Source organism: Oceanobacillus sp. FSL W8-0428, assembly GCF_038004405.1.
Taxonomy (GTDB): domain Bacteria; phylum Bacillota; class Bacilli; order Bacillales; family Amphibacillaceae; genus Oceanobacillus; species Oceanobacillus sojae.
Genome location: NZ_JBBORB010000001.1, coordinates 4,425,604 through 4,444,844, shown reverse-complemented (window position 1 = coordinate 4,444,844; position 19,241 = coordinate 4,425,604). Strand labels below are relative to the sequence as shown.

Below are 19,241 nucleotides of genomic sequence, written 5' to 3'. Positions count from 1 at the left end.
AACTTTTAATCAAATCCAGAGAGATTTGAAAGGTTGTTTAGTAAAGCGGATGCTTAATTAGGGCATTCGTCTAGCTCTCTGCAACCTTTGCAGGGAGTTTTTTTGTACAATTTTATAAAAAAATGATAGCAAAGAAGGGGAGATGGGACGTGAAACATTTTATTTCCATGCAGCAATTATCGGGAGAAACGATCAATCACATTCTTAAAGAAGCTGAATCGATAAGAAAGTCACCAATTACGATTAATAAACAGCTATTTGCTGCAAATCTATTCTTTGAACCCAGTACAAGAACAAAAATGAGTTTTGAAGTTGCCCAGAAAAAATTGGGACTGGAAATGTTAGATTTGCATACAGAAGCATCCAGTCTTGTAAAAGGAGAATCATTATATGATACATCCAAGACCTTTGAAGCTATTGGTGCAGATGTATTAATTGTCCGTCATCCTTCTGATTATTGGATAGATGAAATAGAAGAAGAAGGACAACTGCGTATCCCTGTTATTAACGCTGGTTCAGGGAAAGAAGAGCACCCTACACAATGTATGCTGGATTTATTAACTATGTACCAGGAATTCGGTAATGTGAAAAGGAGAAAGGTTGTTATCGCTGGGGATATAAAACATAGCCGTGTTGCCAGATCAAACGCACTGGCTCTGGAAAAATTAGGAGCAGATGTTTTCTTGAGCGCAGCACCGGGCTTTGAAGACGATTCTCTGCACTTCCCGTACATTACAATGGATGAGGCAGTCGAAATTGCAGATGTTGTTATGTTATTAAGAATCCAGCATGAGCGTCATATTCACAAGGCAGAGACCTTTGATTATCTTTCTCTCTATGGACTAACAAGGGAAAGAGCAGCAAAAATGAAGAAGCATGCCATTATTATGCACCCTGCCCCGATTAACAGAGGGGTAGAGATTGATACAAAGCTTGTAGAAAGTAAACAATCACGTATTTTTAAACAAATGGAAAATGGCGTCTATGTGAGAATGGCCATTTTAATGCATGTACTAAAAGAATGGGGGATTATTAATGAAAACGAAATTAACAAACGCCAAGCGCTTAACATCATCTAATGAACTGGTAAACTGTGAGATTTTAATCGAAGACGGCAAAATACGGGAAATAGCTTCTGAGATAACTGAACAGGCTGATCAAACCCTCGACGCAAAAAATAACCTTGTATCACCAGGTTTTATCGACGTACATATTCATTTACGTGAACCGGGTGGTGAATATAAAGAAACGATTGCAACGGGAACACAGTCTGCAGCGAGAGGCGGATTCACAACAGTTTGCTCTATGCCAAACACGAACCCGGTCCCTGATAATGCAGATACGTTAGACCAGCTGCTGCAAAAAATTAACGCAGATGGAGTAGTTCGCGTTCTTCCATATGCTTCCATCACTAAAGGTTTAAAAGGAGAAGAACGTACAAATATTAAAGAGCTGTTCGAACATGGCGCATTTGCTTTTACAGATGACGGAGTAGGTATTCAGACAGCTAATCAAATGTTTCAGGCAATGAAGGATGCAGCTGCATGCGGTGCAGCAATTGTTGCTCATTGTGAGGATAATTCCCTTGTTTATGGCGGGGTGACACATGATGGAGAAGTGAGCAAGAGGCTGAACCTTCCTGGAATTCCATCTTTAAGTGAATCTGTACAAATTGCCAGAGATGTATTATTAGCAGAAGCAGCTGATTGTCATTATCATGTATGCCATGTCAGCACAAAGGAATCTGTCCGTGTGATCCGTGATGCAAAAAAAGCAGGAATTAAAGTAACTGCAGAGGTTTCACCGCATCATCTGATTTTGAATGAAACAGATATTCTTGAAAATGATGCTAACTTCAAGATGAACCCGCCTTTAAGAGGAAGGGATGATCAAGCAGCACTGATTGAAGGGCTTTTAGATGGAACCCTTGATTTTATTGCGACAGACCATGCTCCTCATGGTGAAGAAGAAAAAGCAAATGGATTTTTAGAAGCTCCATTCGGTATCGTTGGATTAGAGACAGCTTTTCCATTGCTATACACACATTTAGTACAGAAAAATGTTTTAAACTTACATGAATTAATCGATAGAATGACAAAAAAACCGGCTGATGTTTTCGGACTTCCTTATGGAACAATGAAAGAAGGCGCTCCTGCGGACTTAACAATTGTTGATTTGGAAAAAACAGCTAAGATTGATCGTTATCAATTTGCATCTAAAGGGAAAAATACCCCTTTCCATGGCTGGGAGGTAACAGGATTCCCTGTCATAACAATTGTAGGCGGTAAAGTTGTATTTGAGGAGGGTAACCATGCGTAAACGTAATTTAATCCTGGAGGATGGAACAGTTTTTGAGGGATATGGCTTTGGAAGTGAAAATGTTTCTAAAGGAGAGATTGTTTTTAACACTGGTATGACGGGATATCAGGAGGTTATTACTGACCCAAGCTATTGCGGTCAATTTGTAACAATGACTTATCCTTTGATTGGGAACTACGGGATAAATCGGGATGACTTCGAAACAATTACACCTTTTATTCATGGGTTGATTGTTAAAGAATACAGTGAACAGCCTTCTAATTTCCGGAATGAAGAGACCATAGACAGCTTCTTGAAAGCTAATAATATCCCTGGTATTTCTGGAATTGACACAAGAAAATTAACGCGAATCATCCGGAAGCATGGAACGATGAAAGCAGCTATTGTGTCAGCGGAAGAAGATATAGAAAAAACAGTGGAAGAACTAAGAAATACAGAATTTCCAAGAGATCAAGTAAAGAGAACTTCTACTGGCAAGCCATATGTTGTTCCGGGGAGAGGACGTCGGGTTGTATTAGTAGATTTTGGTGCAAAGCATGGTATTCTGCGCGAGCTGACAAAACGCGATTGCCAAATTACAGTTGTTCCTTATAACTACAGTGCAGAGGATATTCTCCGCCTTCGTCCAGACGGGATTATGCTGACTAACGGCCCTGGAGATCCAAAGGATGTACCAGAGGCAATTGAAATGGTGAAAGGAATTCTTGGCAAGGTGCCGATATTTGGGATCTGCCTTGGGCATCAGCTTCTGTCGTTAGCCTGTGGAGCAGATACCGAAAAGATGAAGTTTGGACATCGAGGTGCGAATCATCCGGTAAAAGATTTAGAAAATGATAAAACGTACCTTACCTCTCAAAACCATAGTTATGCAGTGAATCCGGCTACGTTAAAAAATACGGAGCTTGAATTAACACAAATCGCAATCAATGATGGAACAGTAGAAGGTGTAAGACATACTATTTATCCTGCGTTCTCGGTGCAGTATCATCCAGAAGCATCTCCAGGACCAGAGGATACAAATTATTTGTTTGATGAATTTTTAGAGCTTATGAAGCAACAAGAGAAGAAGCAGGAGGTTCATATTAATGCCTAAACGTACTGATATTCAAAAAATTCTCGTAATTGGATCTGGTCCAATTGTTATCGGACAAGCAGCTGAGTTTGATTATTCTGGAACACAGGCTTGTCAAGCATTAAGAGAAGAAGGATACTATGTTATCCTGGCTAACTCTAACCCGGCAACGATCATGACCGATAATACGGTTGCAGATAAAGTATATATGGAACCTTTAACAGAAGAGTTTTTAACAAAAATTATTCGTAAAGAGCAGCCGGACGCTATTCTGCCTACGCTTGGCGGACAGACGGGCTTGAACCTTGCAATGGAGCTTGTACGAAAGGGAATTTTAGAAGATCATCATGTGCAACTCTTAGGAACAGCGCCAGAGTCCATTCAAAAGGCGGAGGATAGAGAGTTATTCCGTAACTTGATGAATGAATTAAATGAGCCGGTGCCTGAAAGTGAGATAGTACATACAGTGGACGAAGCTGTAGAATTTGCCAATTTAATTGGTTATCCATTGATTGTACGACCTGCATATACACTCGGCGGTACAGGCGGAGGAATGTGCTACAATGAGCAGGAACTTAGAGAAATTACACATAACGGCCTTGTGCTCTCTCCGGTTAACCAGTGCTTAATCGAGCGTAATATTGCCGGTTTTAAAGAGATTGAATATGAAGTAATGCGCGACCATAAGGACCAGGCCATTGTTGTTTGTAATATGGAAAATATCGATCCTGTCGGCATACATACAGGAGACTCTATTGTAGTTGCACCGTCACAGACATTAAGTGACCGTGAATATCATATGTTACGCAATGCTTCCTTAAAAATTATCCGTGCGCTAGAAATTGAAGGCGGCTGTAATGTCCAGCTGGCACTGGATCCGTACAGCTTCCAATACTATATAATTGAAGTAAACCCGCGTGTCAGCCGTTCATCTGCTCTGGCTTCCAAAGCAACAGGATATCCAATTGCAAAGATTGCAGCGAAAATCGCAGTCGGCTATACACTGGATGAAATAACAAATCCAATTACCGGTAAAACATATTCCATGTTCGAACCGGCATTAGACTATGTGGTAACGAAATTCCCGCGTTTTCCATTTGATAAATTTACCTCAGGCGACCGCCGTTTAGGGACGCAAATGAAAGCAACAGGAGAGGTTATGGCGATTGGCCGTAATCTGGAAGAATCATTACTTAAAGGTGTACGTTCGCTGGAAATGGGCACAGAGGAGCTTCACCTGGCAAAAGCGGTAGAATTAGATAAAGAAACATTGAATAAACGCTTGAAGCGTGCAGATGATGAACGAATTTTTCTTTTAGCTGAAGCCCTGCGCCGCGGTTATACTGTTGATGAAATCTTTGAAATGACAAAAATTGACCGCTTTTTCTTAAACAGCTTAAATAAAATTATTGAAACTGAAAAAACATTAAGTGAAAATAAAAATGATACAGCTGTGTTAAAACAAGCAAAACAATTAGGAATAGCTGATGCTCAAATTGCCCGAATCTGGAACACCTCTCTTGATGAGGTATACGCATTAAGAAAAGCAGAAAATATCTTCCCGGTTTATAAAATGGTAGACACGTGTGCAGCAGAATTCGAATCGGAAACACCATATTTCTACAGTACTTATGAAACGGAAAATGAATCAGAAGTATCTGAGCGTAAAAAAATCCTGGTGCTCGGCTCCGGCCCAATCCGAATTGGGCAAGGGATTGAGTTCGATTATGCAACTGTACATTCTGTCTTTGCGATTAAAGAGCTAGGCTATGAAGCGATTATTATGAATAATAACCCGGAAACGGTATCTACAGATTTTACTATTTCCGATAAGCTTTATTTTGAGCCGCTCACATTAGAGGATGTCATGCATGTAGTTGAACTGGAAAAACCAGAAGGCGTTATCGTACAATTCGGCGGACAGACAGCAATTAATCTTGCTGACGGATTGGAACGCCGCGGCGTAAAAATTTTAGGTACTGGTCTGGAAGCAATAGACCGGGCAGAAGATCGCGATAAATTTGAAATTTTACTGGATGAGCTTGATTTGCTTCGTCCACAAGGGAAAGCAGTACCGAAATTAGATCAGGCAATCGAAACAGCAAACCAAATCGGCTATCCAGTCCTTGTCCGTCCTTCTTATGTAATTGGCGGGAGCCGCATGGAAATTGTTTATAGCGAAAAAGAGCTGGAAAACTATTTAGCGAAGTCTGATAACATTGATTCAGCACATCCAATTTTAATTGACAAGTATCTGACAGGAATGGAAGCGGAAGTAGACGCAATTTGTGATGGAGAAACAACCATTGTTCCAGGAATTATGGAGCATATCGAACGTGCAGGTGTCCACTCTGGTGACTCTATGGCCGTATATCCGCCACAGCGTTTAAGTGAAGCTGTTAAAGAAAAATGTTTAGATGCAGCGGTGAAAATCTCACAAGCACTGAATGTGAAAGGTTTAATCAATATCCAGTTCATTATCCGTGATGAAGATGTTTACGTACTTGAAGTAAATCCAAGAGCGAGCAGAACAATTCCTTTCTTAAGTAAAATTACCGGTGTAACAATGGCAAACATTGCGACGAAATGTATCCTGGGTGAAAAATTAGCCGATATGGGCTATGAAACTGGCATTTTACCTGAGCAGGATCTTGTTTCAGTGAAAATTCCAGTATTCTCTTTTGAAAAGCTGCGCAGTGTGGATACGATTCTTGGACCAGAAATGAAATCTACCGGAGAAGCAATCGGCTATGATAAAACATTAGAAAAAGCATTGTATAAAGGACTTATTGCTTCCGGATTAAAAGTTCCGCAAGAAGGCGGCGTATTATTAACAGTTGCTGATAAAGACAAGGCAGAAATGCTGGAAGTAGCAGAACGATTCCATCAGCTTGGCTTTCTACTCTATGCAACACAGGGAACAGCAGCATATATCCGTGAAGAAGGAGACATTCCTGTTGTTGAGGTAGGCAAGGTCGGACTAGATGAACCGAATGTACTTTCTATCATCGAGGAAGGAAAAGTACAATTTGTTATTAATACACTTAATTCCGGGCAAAAGCCAAGATCAGACGGCTTTTTAATCCGTCGTGAAGCTGTAGAGCATGGTATCGCAAGTTTAACCAATCTAGATACTGTTAATGCGATTATTAACGTCATCGACTCTACCACATTTACTGCAAAACCAATCAGTCAGCAAAAGGTGACACCATGATGAAGAAAAGACATGAAATGAAGGTATTATCCGTTGAAACCATTGCTAAAGAAACGGTTGAAATGAAATTATACCAGCCAGAGGTCAGTCAACAAACGGTGCCAGGGCAATTCTTGCATCTGCTTGTTCCGGGCTTTACATTAAGAAGGCCTATCTCTATTGCAAAAGTAGACAGGCAAGAGGGGACAGTTACCATCTTATTCAAGATAGTTGGTGGTGGAACAAAAGCTTTAGCGACTTATCAGCCGGGAATGACCGTTGATGCGCTTGGACCAAATGGAAATGGCTTCTCTATAGATGATGTATCAGAAGGCGGGCGTGTACTGTTAATAGGTGGAGGAATTGGAATTCCCCCTATCTACCACCTTGCAAAACGCTTAAGTGAAAAAAATGTGGAGCTTGTTGCTGTGTTGGGATTTCAGTCAAAGGACTATGTCTTTTATGAAGAAGCATTTAAGAAAATAGCTGAAACATATGTGGTAACAAATGACGGTTCTTACGGACATCAGGGCTTTGTAACACATGTATTCCCTGAGGTCGGTGCATTTGATCAGTATTTCAGCTGTGGACCGCTGCCGATGCTGCGTGCAGTGACAACAGAGTTAAAAGACTCGAAAGGCAAGGTATCTCTGGAAGAAAGAATGGGCTGTGGTGTTGGTGCGTGTATGGCATGTGTATTGCCAACCGTGGATAACAACTATAAAAAAATTTGCAGTGATGGACCAGTATTTTCATCGCAGGAGGTTATCTTATGAACCTGGAGGTAAAGCTACCTGGACTAACGCTAAAAAATCCAATAATGCCGGCATCAGGCTGTTTTGGATTTGGCAAGGAGTACAGTGAATTTTATGATTTAAGCCGTTTAGGCGCCATTATCATGAAGGCAGCAACCCAATTTGAACGCTTTGGCAATCCTACGCCAAGGGTTGCAGAAACGTCATCTGGCATGTTAAATGCTATCGGTCTGCAAAATCCTGGAGTAGAGCGGATTATTGCAAATGAGGTTCCAAGACTTGCAGAATATGATACTTCTATTATTGCAAATGTTGCAGGGAGCTCTTTAGAAGAATATATTTTTGTAGCCAGAGCATTTAACGAAACAAATGATGTGAATGCATTAGAATTAAATATATCCTGTCCGAATGTAAAAGAAGGCGGTATTCAGTTTGGGACAGATCCGGATATGGCTAAGAAGGTTACTGCAGCAGTAAAAGAAGCGAGTAATCTTCCTGTCTACGTAAAGCTGTCACCTAATGTGACAAATATTGCAGAAATGGCAAAAGCTGTAGAAGAAGCTGGAGCAGATGGATTATCAATGATTAATACACTGACTGGTATGAAGCTTCACCTGCCTACTGGAAAACCGCTAATTGCTAATCAGACAGGCGGATTATCCGGACCGGCGATTAAACCAATTGCTATCCGGATGATTTATGAAGTACGGCAGCAGGTATCTATCCCGATTATCGGCATGGGAGGAATCTCTACAGCGGAGGATGTTTTAGAATTTTTGCAGGCCGGTGCAGATGCAGTAGCAGTCGGTACAGCAAATTTCCAAAATCCTTTTGCCTGTGTAGACATTATTGATGCACTTCCAGAAACATTAATAAAATATCAATATACTTCGGTGCAAGATGTTATTGAAAGAAGGGGTGCAGTAGTATGAGCATCTATGTCGCATTAGATTTTCCAACGTGGGCAGATACGGAATGTTTTTTAAGAGAAAATGATTTAGCGGGAGTCCCCGTAAAGGTAGGGATGGAGCTTTTTTATCGTGAGGGTCCGGCAATTATTGAAAAGCTGCAGGCGGATAATCATCCAATCTTTCTTGATTTAAAGCTTCATGATATTCCAAATACGGTTCATCAGGCAATGAAAAATATTGCTCCTTTAAATGTGGATTTAGTAACAACACATGCGATCGGCGGAAAAGAAATGATCTACCAGGCAAAGCAGGGGCTGGCTGACTCATCGACAAAGCTGATGGCAGTGACTATCCTTACTTCAATGGATAACGACGTATTAGATCAGGAGCTTGGTTTACATGGGAATATTGAAGAGAACGTTATCCGCTTTGCATCTTTAGCAAAAGAAGCCGGGGCGGACGGGGTGGTCAGCTCTGTTCATGAGGTACCCGTGATAAAAAAACATTGCGGAAAGGATTTCTTATCAATAACACCCGGGATCCGTTTAGCAGATTCTTCCCAGGATGACCAGAAACGCGTGGCAACACCTGGAAAAGCAAAAGCACTTGGCAGTGATTTTCTTGTTGTCGGCAGAAGCATTACCAAAGCAGAAAATCCTAGAAAAGCATATGAACAAGTATTGAAGGAGTGGCAGCATGGAGAATAATGTAACAAAAGATTTATTAGCAATTGAGGCAGTACAATTAAATGTAGATAATTATTTCACATGGACATCCGGGTTAAAATCACCCATCTATTGTGACAATCGTTTAACCATGAGTTATCCTGCTGTCCGCAAAAAAATTGTTAAAGCATTTGCAGAAATGGTGAAAAATAGTGAAACAAAACCGGAAGTAATTGCCGGCTGTGCAACTGCCGGTATACCGCATGCTGCCTGGTTAGCGGAAGAATTGGATTTACCAATGGTATATGTACGTTCTAAACCAAAAGGACACGGAAAAGGCAATCAAATCGAGGGCGCATCTGTAGAAGGGAAAAAGGTACTCGTTATTGAGGATCTGATTTCCACCGGCGGATCCTCCATTCAATCTGCACAGGCACTGGAGCAGGAAGGTGCTGAAATTACTGCAGTATATTCCATTTTCACTTATGGGCTTCCAAGAGCAGAGGAAGCTTTTGCAGAGGCTGGTTTATTCTATCATTCTATTACTGGCTTTGATCAGTTATTAGAATTGCTTATAGAAGAAAACAAGCTTACAGAAACAGAAAAAGAAACCGTTCTTGCCTGGAGAAGTAAGTTATAAGATGAAAAAAGGATGTGAGGCCGGGGAGGCAGCATATCCTTTTTTCATTACTATTTTTCCCACATACTAATCCACTCATCAATGGCAAAGGAATGAATGTCATCTTCTTTTTTCTGTAAACGTATATACTTTTGCAGCTTTTTATCTGCCGTTTGTATAAAATGAATCACTTGCTGTTTTACTTCCACCGTATCCACCGTACGATTAAGCCAGTCTTGGAAAGGAAGTTCTTTTATCCGTATGTCATCCTGAATCAAAGTAAACTGGCATTTTGAAAAAAGTGCCTTCCATTCAGAAATCTTTTTGGCACGCTCATGACTTGGATCACGCATTTCTTCCAGCTGATTTAAAAATTGATCTTCTGCTTCATTCTCGGAAGCGACATTATCAACAAATAGACATTTTCCTCCAGGTTTTAAAACACGATATGCTTCATGAATAAACTTTTCAGGATGTGGAAAGTGGTGTGCTGCAATACGGCAGGTGACAATATCCATAGAATTATCAAGAAAAGGTAGTTCTTCGGCATCCGCGATAATAAATAAAATGTTGTCGTTTTCATTTATGCTGTTTCGGACATTTGATAACATTGCTGGTGTTAAATCTGTTGCAATAACTTGTTTGGCGGATGGAGCTAATGTTTTTGCGACCTGGCCTCCACCTGTAGCAATATCTAAAATAATTTGTTCTTTAGTTGGTTTTAACCAATCTGAAATTTTCTGTAGAGCTGCTGGATTACTGTGTGTACTGCTATTGACATAAGCATCTTCTCTTTTGGAGAATAACTCTTTGTTTAAAAGCTTCTTATCCATATAACATACTTCCTTCCGTTTCTCTATATAAAGTAAAGAAAATCTTCTTAATTAAATACTATATGCTATAATGAAATAAGTAAAATACTATATTTTAATCAAAAATGATAATTAATACTTATTGGAGGGTTTTCCTATGCGGATGGATGATTATGAAATCCTGTTAAAACTTTATGAAATTGGCACAATACGGGGAACAGCAAAAGCTATTCTCATTTCCCAGCCGGCAGTTACACAACGCTTAAAATACATGGAAAACTATTTTGGAGAAACGATATTTATACGGACATCAAAGCGATTATTACCAACCCCTGCCGGGGAACGGGTTATTCAGCATGCAAAAGAAATGGTGGAGAAGGAGCATCTATTTAAAAATCGTTTAGCAGAGACTGGAGAAGAAATACAGGGGACACTATCAATTGCTTGTTCTTCATTAATCAGTCAACGTTATCTGCCGGATATTTTAGGAGAATATACGGCTGCCTATCCAAAGGTAGCTGTTGATTTAGTAACGGGAATCAGTGAGGATATCAGAAAAAACCATAAGCAATATCATGTATGTATTATTCGCGGTGATAAATTAAAAGAGACTACATCAATGCATTTGTTTGATGATCCCCTTTATATTTTTGATACAGAACCTTTTCCGGAGCACGGTATAAAAGAAAGACCAATAATCTCTTTTAAAAGCGATGACAGCATGCATGAACTTGTCGACAGCTGGTTATTTGAACAGCAAAATTATATAAAACCGCAAAAAAAGATGACAGTGGATCAAATTGAAACCTGTAAACAATTTATGAAGCAGGGTATAGGAATGGCTGTACTACCAGGAAGTGTCTCGAATCATCTCAAAGAGCATTACCCATATATTCCTTTATTTTTAGAAAAAGAAGCAGTGACACGTGATACCTGGGTCTGTTTTCAAGAAGGAATCCGTCAGCTCCCGCAGGTTGATCATTTTCTTAATCTATTGGAGAACTATGATTTTATTGCAGATTAAAAATAGAGTAACTTTAGAAAAAAAGGTTTAAAGGAATGAAATAAAGGAAATAGTACCTTTAGATTAAATTATAAAGGAGCAGTGATTTCGATGAGTAACATTATTTTCAGTTCAAAAGCAACAGCACAAAATGGAAGAGACGGCCATGTGAAATCAGATGACGGGATTATTGATGTTAACTTAGTCAATCCGGCTGGCAGTAAATCAGGCGAAAAAGGCTCCAACCCAGAACAGCTCTTTGCCGCCGGTTATGCGGCATGTTATGATGGTGCACTTAATTTAATGGCATCCAATAAAGGTAAAAATATTACTTCAGAAACAACAGCAGAGGTTCATTTCATGAAAGATCCTTCAGATGATGGCTTTAAAATCGGAGCCACTCTCCATATTAAAATTGAAGGCGTCAGTCAGGAAGAAGCAGAAGACCTGGCAGAAGCAGCGCATCAATTTTGCCCATATTCGAAAGCCACAAGAGGCAATATTGAAGTAGAATTGAAACCGACAGCGGTTTAAAAAGCATATTACAAAAAACTCCAATCCTATGAGATTGGAGTTTTTTGTAATAAGAAGTACTTCCTATAAATAAAATGAAAAATCTTTTGCAGGAATTTTCATTGACTGATCTAATTAATAGTTCGTCATCCCCTGCTGCAAAGAAACCATTTCCTCCGCAAGAGCTTGAAGTCTTTCCAGCACACGTTCATCAATAATTTCATCACTATCCATATTAAAAGCACTATTATGAACAAAGACATTTCCCGATGGAACGAGACCTTTAAAATAAGACAGAATTGATCTTAGATGATATTCCATAACAAGAAAATGTTTGTCTGACCATCCAGTTGCAACCATACCTGTTACTTTACGTTTGAAGACAAATTCCGGCAAATGGTCCAGTAGATTTTTTAGCGCTCCTGATATGGATGCTTGATAAATCGGCGTACCAAAAACGAGAAAATCAGCAGATGAAATCTTTTTAACAATATTCCAGGTATCATCATTATAATCTGCTAAGGGAGCGCCATTAAAAAAGTCAATTTCATAATCCCTTATGTCGATTAATTCTGTTTTTAGGCTCGAATCGAAATGCCGGGCATGGACTAAGACCTGGTTAACTGCGATTGCAGTTTTGTCACCGGCGGGAGCACCTGATATTCCGACAAGTTTCATTTGTTTAACCCCTTTTCAAATCTTTTTATTTTACCCGTAATTGATCCACAATATCTTTTGCCGGTGTAACAAACAATGTTTTTTGGTTATCATATGTCACGTAACCAGGCTTCGAACCATTTGGCTTTTTAACGTGACGGATTAACGTATAATCTACCGGAACAGAGGAAGATTGCTGTGATTTGCTAAAGTAGGCAGCTAAAATAGCGGCCTCCTCTAAAGTTTTTTCACTCGGTTCTTTGTCCCGGATGATAACATGTGAACCGGGAATATCTTTTGTATGCAGCCACACATCATCACGGTGAGCCAGGCGCATTGTAGCATATTCATTCTGTTTGTTATTTTTACCGACTAAAATAGTTATGCCGTCAGAAGACTGGTAGGTTTCCGGCGCGGGCTTCTGCGGTTTTTTTGCTTTTTTAGAAGAACGCTGCTTGCGCAAGTATCCTTCTTCTCTGAGTTCCTCACGAATTTCTTCAATATCATCTGTACTTGCTACATCCAGTTGCTGCAGCAATTGATCAAAATAAGCAATTTCTTCATTGGTTCGTTTGATTTCCGTTTCCATAATTTTACGGGAATTTTTCAGCTTTTGATAGGTTTTAAAATAATTCTGTGCATTTGTACTTGGTGATTTATTTGGATTTAAAGGGATTGTTATTTCCTGCTGATCCGGATCATAATAATCTACGACTGAGATTTCTTTTTGATTCGGCTTTACCAGGTGCATATGTGCTGTTAAAAGCTCACCCATTTTTTGATAATGGTCTGCCCGTTCTGATTTTTCAACGGTTTGCCGATGCTTTTTCAGCTTCCGAACATTTTTATCCTGTTCATTTTTAATAAAACGATAGAGGTCCTTTGCTTGCTGCTTGACACGGTCCCGTTCAGCTTTTCCTGAATAAAATGCATCGAGCATTGTGTTGACTTCTTCAAATACAGTATCTGCCTTTTCATCTGGGAAAGCCAGCACATGAAAATCTTCCTTTGGTTCCTGATAAATAGCGGGCTGATAATTATTTCCCTGTAATTGTTTTTGCACATGAGAAAGCATATTCTCATAGTCCTGGTTGGACCCAAGATTGACACTTTCAATCATTTTTTTTGTAACAAATGGAGAAAAGCCTTCTAATAAACCGAGGAGATGCTTATCCATTTTACCTGCGTTAAAATCTAACTTTCTCACTATCGATGCACTGTCTGTATCTAAAATAGAAAATTTGTGCTGGTCAGGCGGCAATTGATAGGTCTGTCCGGGTAAAATTGTCCGGTGGCGATTTTGTGATAAAGAAACATGCTTCAGACTGTCAATAATATGTCCTTTTTCCTGATCTACTAAAATAAGATTACTGTGCTTACCCATCAGCTCCATAATTAATTGTTTATAACTGATGTCACCTATTTCATTACGGGTTCGGATAGTAAATGTCACAATCCGTTCCATCCCTTTTTGCTCAATCCTTTCAATAACACTCCCGGCCAAGTGCTTTCTTAGCACCATACAAAACATAGGAGGCTCTTTTGGATTTGTATAAGAATCATTTGTTATATGAAATCGGGCATACGTAGGGTGGACAGAAAAAAGCAGACTGTGATTTATAGATTGACTGCGGACTGTCATGACAATCTCTGTTTCTGATGGCTGATAGATTTTATTAATTTTTCCTCTTTCTAATTTTGCTGCTAATTCTTCCGTAACCGCTCTTGTTACAATACCGTCAAATGGCATATGTGATCACCTCATCGGCAATTATAGCATCTTTTTAGAAGTTCGGGCATAGAAATGGATTAAGTGCTTGTACAATTCATGTCTGCCGGAGGAATGTATAATGAAATGGTATCAGCTCAATCAAAAAAAATTAGAAGAGACATTGCAGGTAAAAGCAGATGTCGGGTTAGGGGAGAAGCAGGTTGCGAAAAGACGTCAGCAGTATGGTGAAAATGTTTTAGCAGCGAAGAAAAAAATACCCGGATGGATTTTATTCCTAAAACAATTCCAGGATTTTATGGTATTAATTTTATTAGCTGCAACGTTAATTGCTGGATTATTAGGAGAGTATATTGATGCAATAGCTATTATGGTTATTGTATTAATTAATGGGATTATCGGCTATTTTCAAGAACAAAAAGCAGAAAATTCGTTGGAAAAACTGAAAGAGCTGTCTGCCCCGATAGCCAGCGTAAAACGGGACGGGCAATGGGTGAAGATTCCATCGAAAGAGGTCGTTGTAGGGGATGTCGTCAGATTTGCAAGCGGGGATAGAATTCCAGCAGATGTCAGAGTCATTCAAACAACCAGTTTGGAAACGGAAGAATCCGCTTTGACAGGAGAATCACTTCCTGTTGCTAAACATACAAAAGAAATCAGAATGGATGGTTTAGAAGCACAGGATCAAGTAAATATGGCCTTTATGGGGACACTTGTTACACGTGGATCAGGAGAGGGTATTGTTGTCGGTACAGGAATGAAAACTGTAATGGGACAGATTGCTACATTGCTTGATAATACCAAAAAGACCATTACACCACTGGAAATGAAATTGGCGGAGTTAGGGAAAATATTAATTGTTGTTGCCTTATTCTTGACGATACTTGTTGTCGGAGCTGGTATTTTCCAAGGGCATCCTATGTATGAAATGTTTTTAGCAGGTATATCTTTGGCAGTAGCCGCTATTCCTGAAGGTTTGCCGGCTATTGTTACAGTTGCATTGTCTCTTGGTGTTCAGAGAATGATTAAAAAGAAGGCAATTGTAAGAAAGCTTTCGGCAGTAGAGACATTAGGATGCGCTTCAGTTATTTGCTCGGATAAAACAGGGACAATGACCGAAAACCAAATGACTGTAAAGGAAATATATATAAACGGAAAAACTTTATATGTCACGGGTGATGGATATCAGACTCAAGGGGACTTTCTATACAATCAAAAAAAGATAGAAGATACTCATTCAAGTTTGAAATCGATGCTGCTCTATGGGATGCTTTGTAATCATGCATCTATTTCTTTGAAAAAAGGAAAAAACGTTGTAGATGGAGATCCGACAGATGGCGCGCTGCTCGTTGCTGCGTATAAATATGGCTTCCATGAAAATGATAAGCAGCCTTTTCGGATTGTGAAAGAAATACCATTTGATTCCAATCGGAAACGGATGAGTATTGTCATAGAAGATGAAAACGGAATGCGCTTATTAATTACAAAAGGGGCACCTGATATTTTACTTCCAAAATCTTCCTACATTCAAACCGAGGATGGGAAGACTGTTTTAACAAAAGAACAGAGTAAAAAAACGGAGCAGGCAATGGTATCTATGGCTGAAAAGGCACTTCGTACTATTGCGATTGGTTTTCGGGTATTATCTTCCTCTGATTCACTGGATTCTGCATTATTGGAAGAGGATTTGACGTTAATTGGCTTATACGGGCTGATGGATCCCCCGAGAAAAGAAGTAAAAGCAGCTGTTCGTGAATGTAAAGAAGCAGGAATTAAAACCGTTATGATAACTGGCGACCATGCACATACAGCCAAAGCTATTGCTAATCATTTAGAGATTCTTCCAGAGAGAGGGAAGGTACTGGAAGGAAAAGAATTAACACAAATGTCAGATGCTGAATTGGTGGATAAGATTGAAGAAACGTACGTTTTTGCACGTGTAACACCAGAGCATAAACTTCGTATTGTAAATGCCTTCCAGGAAAAAGGACATATTGTTGCGATGACAGGGGATGGCGTGAATGATGCACCTGCAATGAAAGCAAGTGATATAGGGATTGCAATGGGGATAAGCGGGACGGACGTAACGAAAGAAGCTTCATCTCTTGTTTTAATGGATGATAACTTTGCGACAATCAAATCTGCTATTCAAGAAGGCAGAAATATTTATGAAAATATTCGTAAGTTTATCCGCTACCTGTTGGCTTCCAATGTTGGAGAAATTCTAGTGATGCTTTTTGCCATGCTGCTTGGTCTGCCGCTGCCGTTGGTGCCAGTGCAAATTCTATGGGTGAATTTAGTGACGGACGGGCTGCCGGCAATGGCATTAGGTGTGGATCAGGCTGAGGAGGACGTGATGAAACGGGGTCCTCGAAATCCACGTGAAGGAATTTTCTCCCGCGGACTTGGCTATAAGATTATCAGCAGGGGAATATTAATAGGGGTTGTAACTTTAATTGCATTTATTGTTGCCTACCAAAATGACCCAAGTAATCTTGTCTATGCTCAGACCATCGCTTTTTCAACTCTTGTTGTGGCACAATTAATTCATGTGTTTGATTGCCGGAGTGAGAAATCAATTTTTGCTAGAAATTTATTTGAAAACCGTTATCTTATTTTAGCTGTACTATCATCGATGCTGTTGCTATTAGTCGTTATTTACTTCCCGCCGCTCCAGCCGATTTTCCATACAGTAACCTTGTCAGCAATTGATTGGCTGCTTATTGTCGGACTGGGAGCATTGCCAACCGTTTTATTTGGATTTACTAAAAAATAAAGAACCAACACCAAAATTTAATAGGTGTAATTATGACCCATTGTAACCGCGGATGAAAAACACTACGCTTTCCTGCAGGAGCCTCCGTGTTTTTCATCCGCTAACTAGTGTTACAAATATAATTGGCAGCTTATAGTAACCATTGGTTTAGGTGAAGGGCCAATATGAAAACAAAATAAAGGTTCATTGTAAAATAGAATGAAACAGCTATTCCATCCATGCGGTATCATTTTCAGCAGATTGGGATAGCTGTTTTATTTATATAACTCAACTTTCGCACATTACAAATAACTTGCTTGTCATAGTGATAGGTGTTGAGTGTTCCGTCCATCTATCTCTTGATAAAGCATAAACTCTATCTAGAAAGAAGGTAACGTGTAAGGCACCGCCTCCGCTAGAAGGAGATACCATACTGTTTAATACAACTGAACAAAAAGCGATTATTTCATCCAACTCCATCAGGCGATATACACAAACTTCCTTTCAATAAAAAGATGATTTAACAACATGCAAGCGGGATATTGAAGAACATGTTCATTCTGGAATAGGAAGGTATAGACGCTTGCTCTTAGGTGCGAAAGTTGAATTGTTTAATTTAACCTATATAGAAAGAATTTCATAACATGGATAAACAAGCAATACAAAGCCCGAAGACATCACTCTATTTTCCTATTTCTTGGTTTAGCTCTTGTAACAAAAAAGTTTATAGTATAAAATTCAATAAAGATACAGTATAATGGTACTATTATAGATAGAGAAGAAATGCTAGGGGGAAAAAAATTGAATTTAAGTTTAATAAACATTGGCTTTGGTAATGTTGTTTCCGCAAACCGCATTATTTCTATCGTGTCTCCGGAATCAGCACCAGTGAAAAGAATTATTACCGTAGCCAGAGATAATAATAAATTAGTGGATGCAACATATGGACGACGTACCAGAGCTGTTATAATAACAGATAGCGATCATGTTGTATTATCTGCAGTGCAGCCTGAAACGGTAGGCCAACGGCTTGTTACCAACGATGAAATTGCAGACGAATAACGAAGCTGGAAATTAGGAGGAAATGGTTTGATTAAAGAGAAAGGCATTTTATTCATTTTATCCGGCCCATCAGGTGTCGGGAAGGGTACAGTACGCAAAAAATTATTTGAGGAAGAAATGGATCTTCAATATTCTATTTCCATGACCACCAGAGATAAAAGAACTGGTGAAGTTGATGGTGTCGATTACTTCTATAAATCGCGGGAAGAATTTGAAAAGCTGATTGAAGAAGGAGAGCTTTTAGAATACGCTCAATATGTAAATAATTATTACGGGACTCCCAGACAATATGTAGAGGAAACCATTGAAAAAGGATTTGATGTTTTTCTTGAAATAGAGGTGCAGGGAGCGATGCAGGTGAAGAAAAATTTCCCTCAAGGTGTATTTATCTTCCTATTCCCTCCTAGTTTAGAAGAGTTGAAAAATCGTATCGTTAATCGTGGCACGGAATCGCAGGAACTCGTCCTTAACCGTCTGAAAGAAGCACGTAATGAAATAGAAATGATGGATGCTTATGATTATGTTGTTGTGAACGATAAGGTTGAGACAGCAGTAGACAAAGTAAAAGCAATTATTAAAAGTGAGCACTTAAAGCGTGAAAGAATCGCTAAACAATACAAGCAAATTTTGGAGGATGAGTTATCATGATGTTAGAACCTTCTATTGATTCATTGCAAACAAAAATTAAATCAAAGTACAGCCTAGTTACTTTATCAGCAAGAAGAGCCAGGGAACTGAGTGAAACAAATGATGTTTTAGTAGAACATCCAAAATCACATAAATTTGTTGGGAAAGCATTGGAAGAAATTGAAGCTGGAAAACTGTATATTAAGAAATAAAACTTAAGATATCAAATTGAAAAGAGCCTTTGCACAGTGTGAAATTCTTTATACAAGAATTTTCGCGATGCAGAGGTTTTTCTTTTTGCGATGCTTCTTTTTTTCTTTTATTGGAGTTTTTCTACAAGCCTTTATTCGGCAGAAGAAGCTGATAATATGTTATAACTATGTATAGAGAAGATAAAAATACAGATTGGAATATGCCTCAAAATGAAGCGGGATAGATTAAGTTTTTTTATACAGCAGGCATACCCATCAAAAAATACACAGAGATTTAAATAAAGTGATTTTTAAAGTATAAATATGTGAAAAATAAACCAAAGAGAGGAAGTTTTTC

The 19,241-nt window shown here is 39.2% G+C and carries 17 protein-coding genes; 14 read left to right on the top strand and 3 right to left on the bottom strand.

Features of this window, described 5'->3' with window-relative positions; translation table 11 throughout:
* Positions 1–149: 149 nt before the first annotated feature.
* Genes MKY30_RS21410 through pyrE form a run of 8 tightly spaced genes read left to right on the top strand, consistent with a single transcriptional unit; the run spans position 150 to position 9,555 of the window.
* The gene (locus tag MKY30_RS21410) at positions 150–1,079 is read left to right on the top strand and encodes an aspartate carbamoyltransferase catalytic subunit (RefSeq protein WP_341085336.1); all 930 of its coding nucleotides are present in this window, start codon (positions 150–152) and stop codon (positions 1,077–1,079) included.
* Positions 1,036–2,319, top strand: coding sequence for a dihydroorotase (locus MKY30_RS21405; protein ID WP_341085333.1), 1,284 nt, complete (start codon positions 1,036–1,038; stop codon positions 2,317–2,319). The genes MKY30_RS21410 and MKY30_RS21405 overlap by 44 nt, the downstream gene beginning before the upstream one ends.
* Positions 2,312–3,412 (top strand): carbamoyl phosphate synthase small subunit, encoded by a 1,101-nt coding sequence (locus MKY30_RS21400; RefSeq protein ID WP_156986042.1) that lies wholly within the window; start codon positions 2,312–2,314, stop codon positions 3,410–3,412. The genes MKY30_RS21405 and MKY30_RS21400 overlap by 8 nt, the downstream gene beginning before the upstream one ends.
* Positions 3,405–6,605, top strand: a complete 3,201-nt coding sequence (gene carB / locus MKY30_RS21395) for a carbamoyl-phosphate synthase large subunit (RefSeq protein WP_156986043.1) — start codon at positions 3,405–3,407, stop codon at positions 6,603–6,605. Before MKY30_RS21400 ends, carB begins: the two co-directional genes overlap by 8 nt.
* Complete coding sequence (locus MKY30_RS21390) at positions 6,605–7,360, top strand: dihydroorotate dehydrogenase electron transfer subunit (protein ID WP_341085331.1); 756 nt, start codon at positions 6,605–6,607, stop codon at positions 7,358–7,360. The genes carB and MKY30_RS21390 overlap by 1 nt, the downstream gene beginning before the upstream one ends.
* Positions 7,357–8,271: a dihydroorotate dehydrogenase gene (locus MKY30_RS21385; protein ID WP_147209599.1), complete on the top strand. Its 915-nt coding sequence runs from the start codon at positions 7,357–7,359 to the stop codon at positions 8,269–8,271. Before MKY30_RS21390 ends, MKY30_RS21385 begins: the two co-directional genes overlap by 4 nt.
* The gene (pyrF, locus tag MKY30_RS21380) at positions 8,268–8,957 is read left to right on the top strand and encodes an orotidine-5'-phosphate decarboxylase (protein ID WP_156986045.1); all 690 of its coding nucleotides are present in this window, start codon (positions 8,268–8,270) and stop codon (positions 8,955–8,957) included. The genes MKY30_RS21385 and pyrF overlap by 4 nt, the downstream gene beginning before the upstream one ends.
* Complete coding sequence (gene pyrE, locus MKY30_RS21375) at positions 8,947–9,555, top strand: orotate phosphoribosyltransferase (RefSeq protein ID WP_156986046.1); 609 nt, start codon at positions 8,947–8,949, stop codon at positions 9,553–9,555. The genes pyrF and pyrE overlap by 11 nt, the downstream gene beginning before the upstream one ends.
* Positions 9,556–9,605: 50 nt before the next feature.
* Here the strand turns inward: pyrE and MKY30_RS21370 are convergent, their stop codons facing one another.
* Positions 9,606–10,367, bottom strand: a complete 762-nt coding sequence (locus MKY30_RS21370) for a methyltransferase domain-containing protein (protein ID WP_156986047.1) — start codon at positions 10,365–10,367, stop codon at positions 9,606–9,608.
* Between the two features lie 136 nt (positions 10,368–10,503).
* On the opposite strand from MKY30_RS21370, the gene MKY30_RS21365 reads away from it, so the two are divergent.
* Together MKY30_RS21365 and MKY30_RS21360 are read left to right on the top strand one after the other, a co-directional pair.
* Positions 10,504–11,370 carry a LysR substrate-binding domain-containing protein gene (locus MKY30_RS21365; protein WP_156986048.1) on the top strand — a complete coding sequence of 289 codons (867 nt, stop codon included), beginning with the start codon at positions 10,504–10,506 and terminating at the stop codon, positions 11,368–11,370.
* A 90-nt stretch (positions 11,371–11,460) separates the two neighbouring features.
* Positions 11,461–11,883 carry an Ohr family peroxiredoxin gene (locus MKY30_RS21360; RefSeq protein ID WP_156986049.1) on the top strand — a complete coding sequence of 141 codons (423 nt, stop codon included), beginning with the start codon at positions 11,461–11,463 and terminating at the stop codon, positions 11,881–11,883.
* A 114-nt stretch (positions 11,884–11,997) separates the two neighbouring features.
* Here MKY30_RS21360 and MKY30_RS21355 read toward each other — a convergent pair whose 3' ends face one another.
* Both MKY30_RS21355 and MKY30_RS21350 read right to left on the bottom strand, forming a co-directional pair.
* A complete protein-coding gene (locus tag MKY30_RS21355) occupies positions 11,998–12,540 on the bottom strand; it encodes an NAD(P)H-dependent oxidoreductase (RefSeq protein ID WP_156986050.1) in 543 nt (180 codons plus the stop codon).
* A gap of 25 nt (positions 12,541–12,565) precedes the next feature.
* Positions 12,566–14,269: an Rqc2 family fibronectin-binding protein gene (locus tag MKY30_RS21350; protein ID WP_341085328.1), complete on the bottom strand. Its 1,704-nt coding sequence runs from the start codon at positions 14,267–14,269 to the stop codon at positions 12,566–12,568.
* Between the two features lie 100 nt (positions 14,270–14,369).
* Here MKY30_RS21350 and MKY30_RS21345 point away from each other — a divergent pair, with 100 nt between their 5' ends.
* From MKY30_RS21345 to rpoZ, 4 genes are all read left to right on the top strand, one after another.
* On the top strand, positions 14,370–17,024 hold the full coding sequence (locus MKY30_RS21345; protein ID WP_147209591.1) for a cation-translocating P-type ATPase: 2,655 nt from the start codon (positions 14,370–14,372) through the stop codon (positions 17,022–17,024).
* A 780-nt stretch (positions 17,025–17,804) separates the two neighbouring features.
* The gene (gene remA / locus MKY30_RS21340; protein WP_042535126.1) at positions 17,805–18,065 is read left to right on the top strand and encodes an extracellular matrix/biofilm regulator RemA; all 261 of its coding nucleotides are present in this window, start codon (positions 17,805–17,807) and stop codon (positions 18,063–18,065) included.
* Between the two features lie 27 nt (positions 18,066–18,092).
* The gene (gene gmk / locus MKY30_RS21335; RefSeq protein WP_147209590.1) at positions 18,093–18,713 is read left to right on the top strand and encodes a guanylate kinase; all 621 of its coding nucleotides are present in this window, start codon (positions 18,093–18,095) and stop codon (positions 18,711–18,713) included.
* Positions 18,710–18,904, top strand: a complete 195-nt coding sequence (rpoZ, locus tag MKY30_RS21330) for a DNA-directed RNA polymerase subunit omega (RefSeq protein WP_147209589.1) — start codon at positions 18,710–18,712, stop codon at positions 18,902–18,904. The genes gmk and rpoZ overlap by 4 nt, the downstream gene beginning before the upstream one ends.
* The last annotated feature ends 337 nt before the right edge of the window (positions 18,905–19,241 follow it).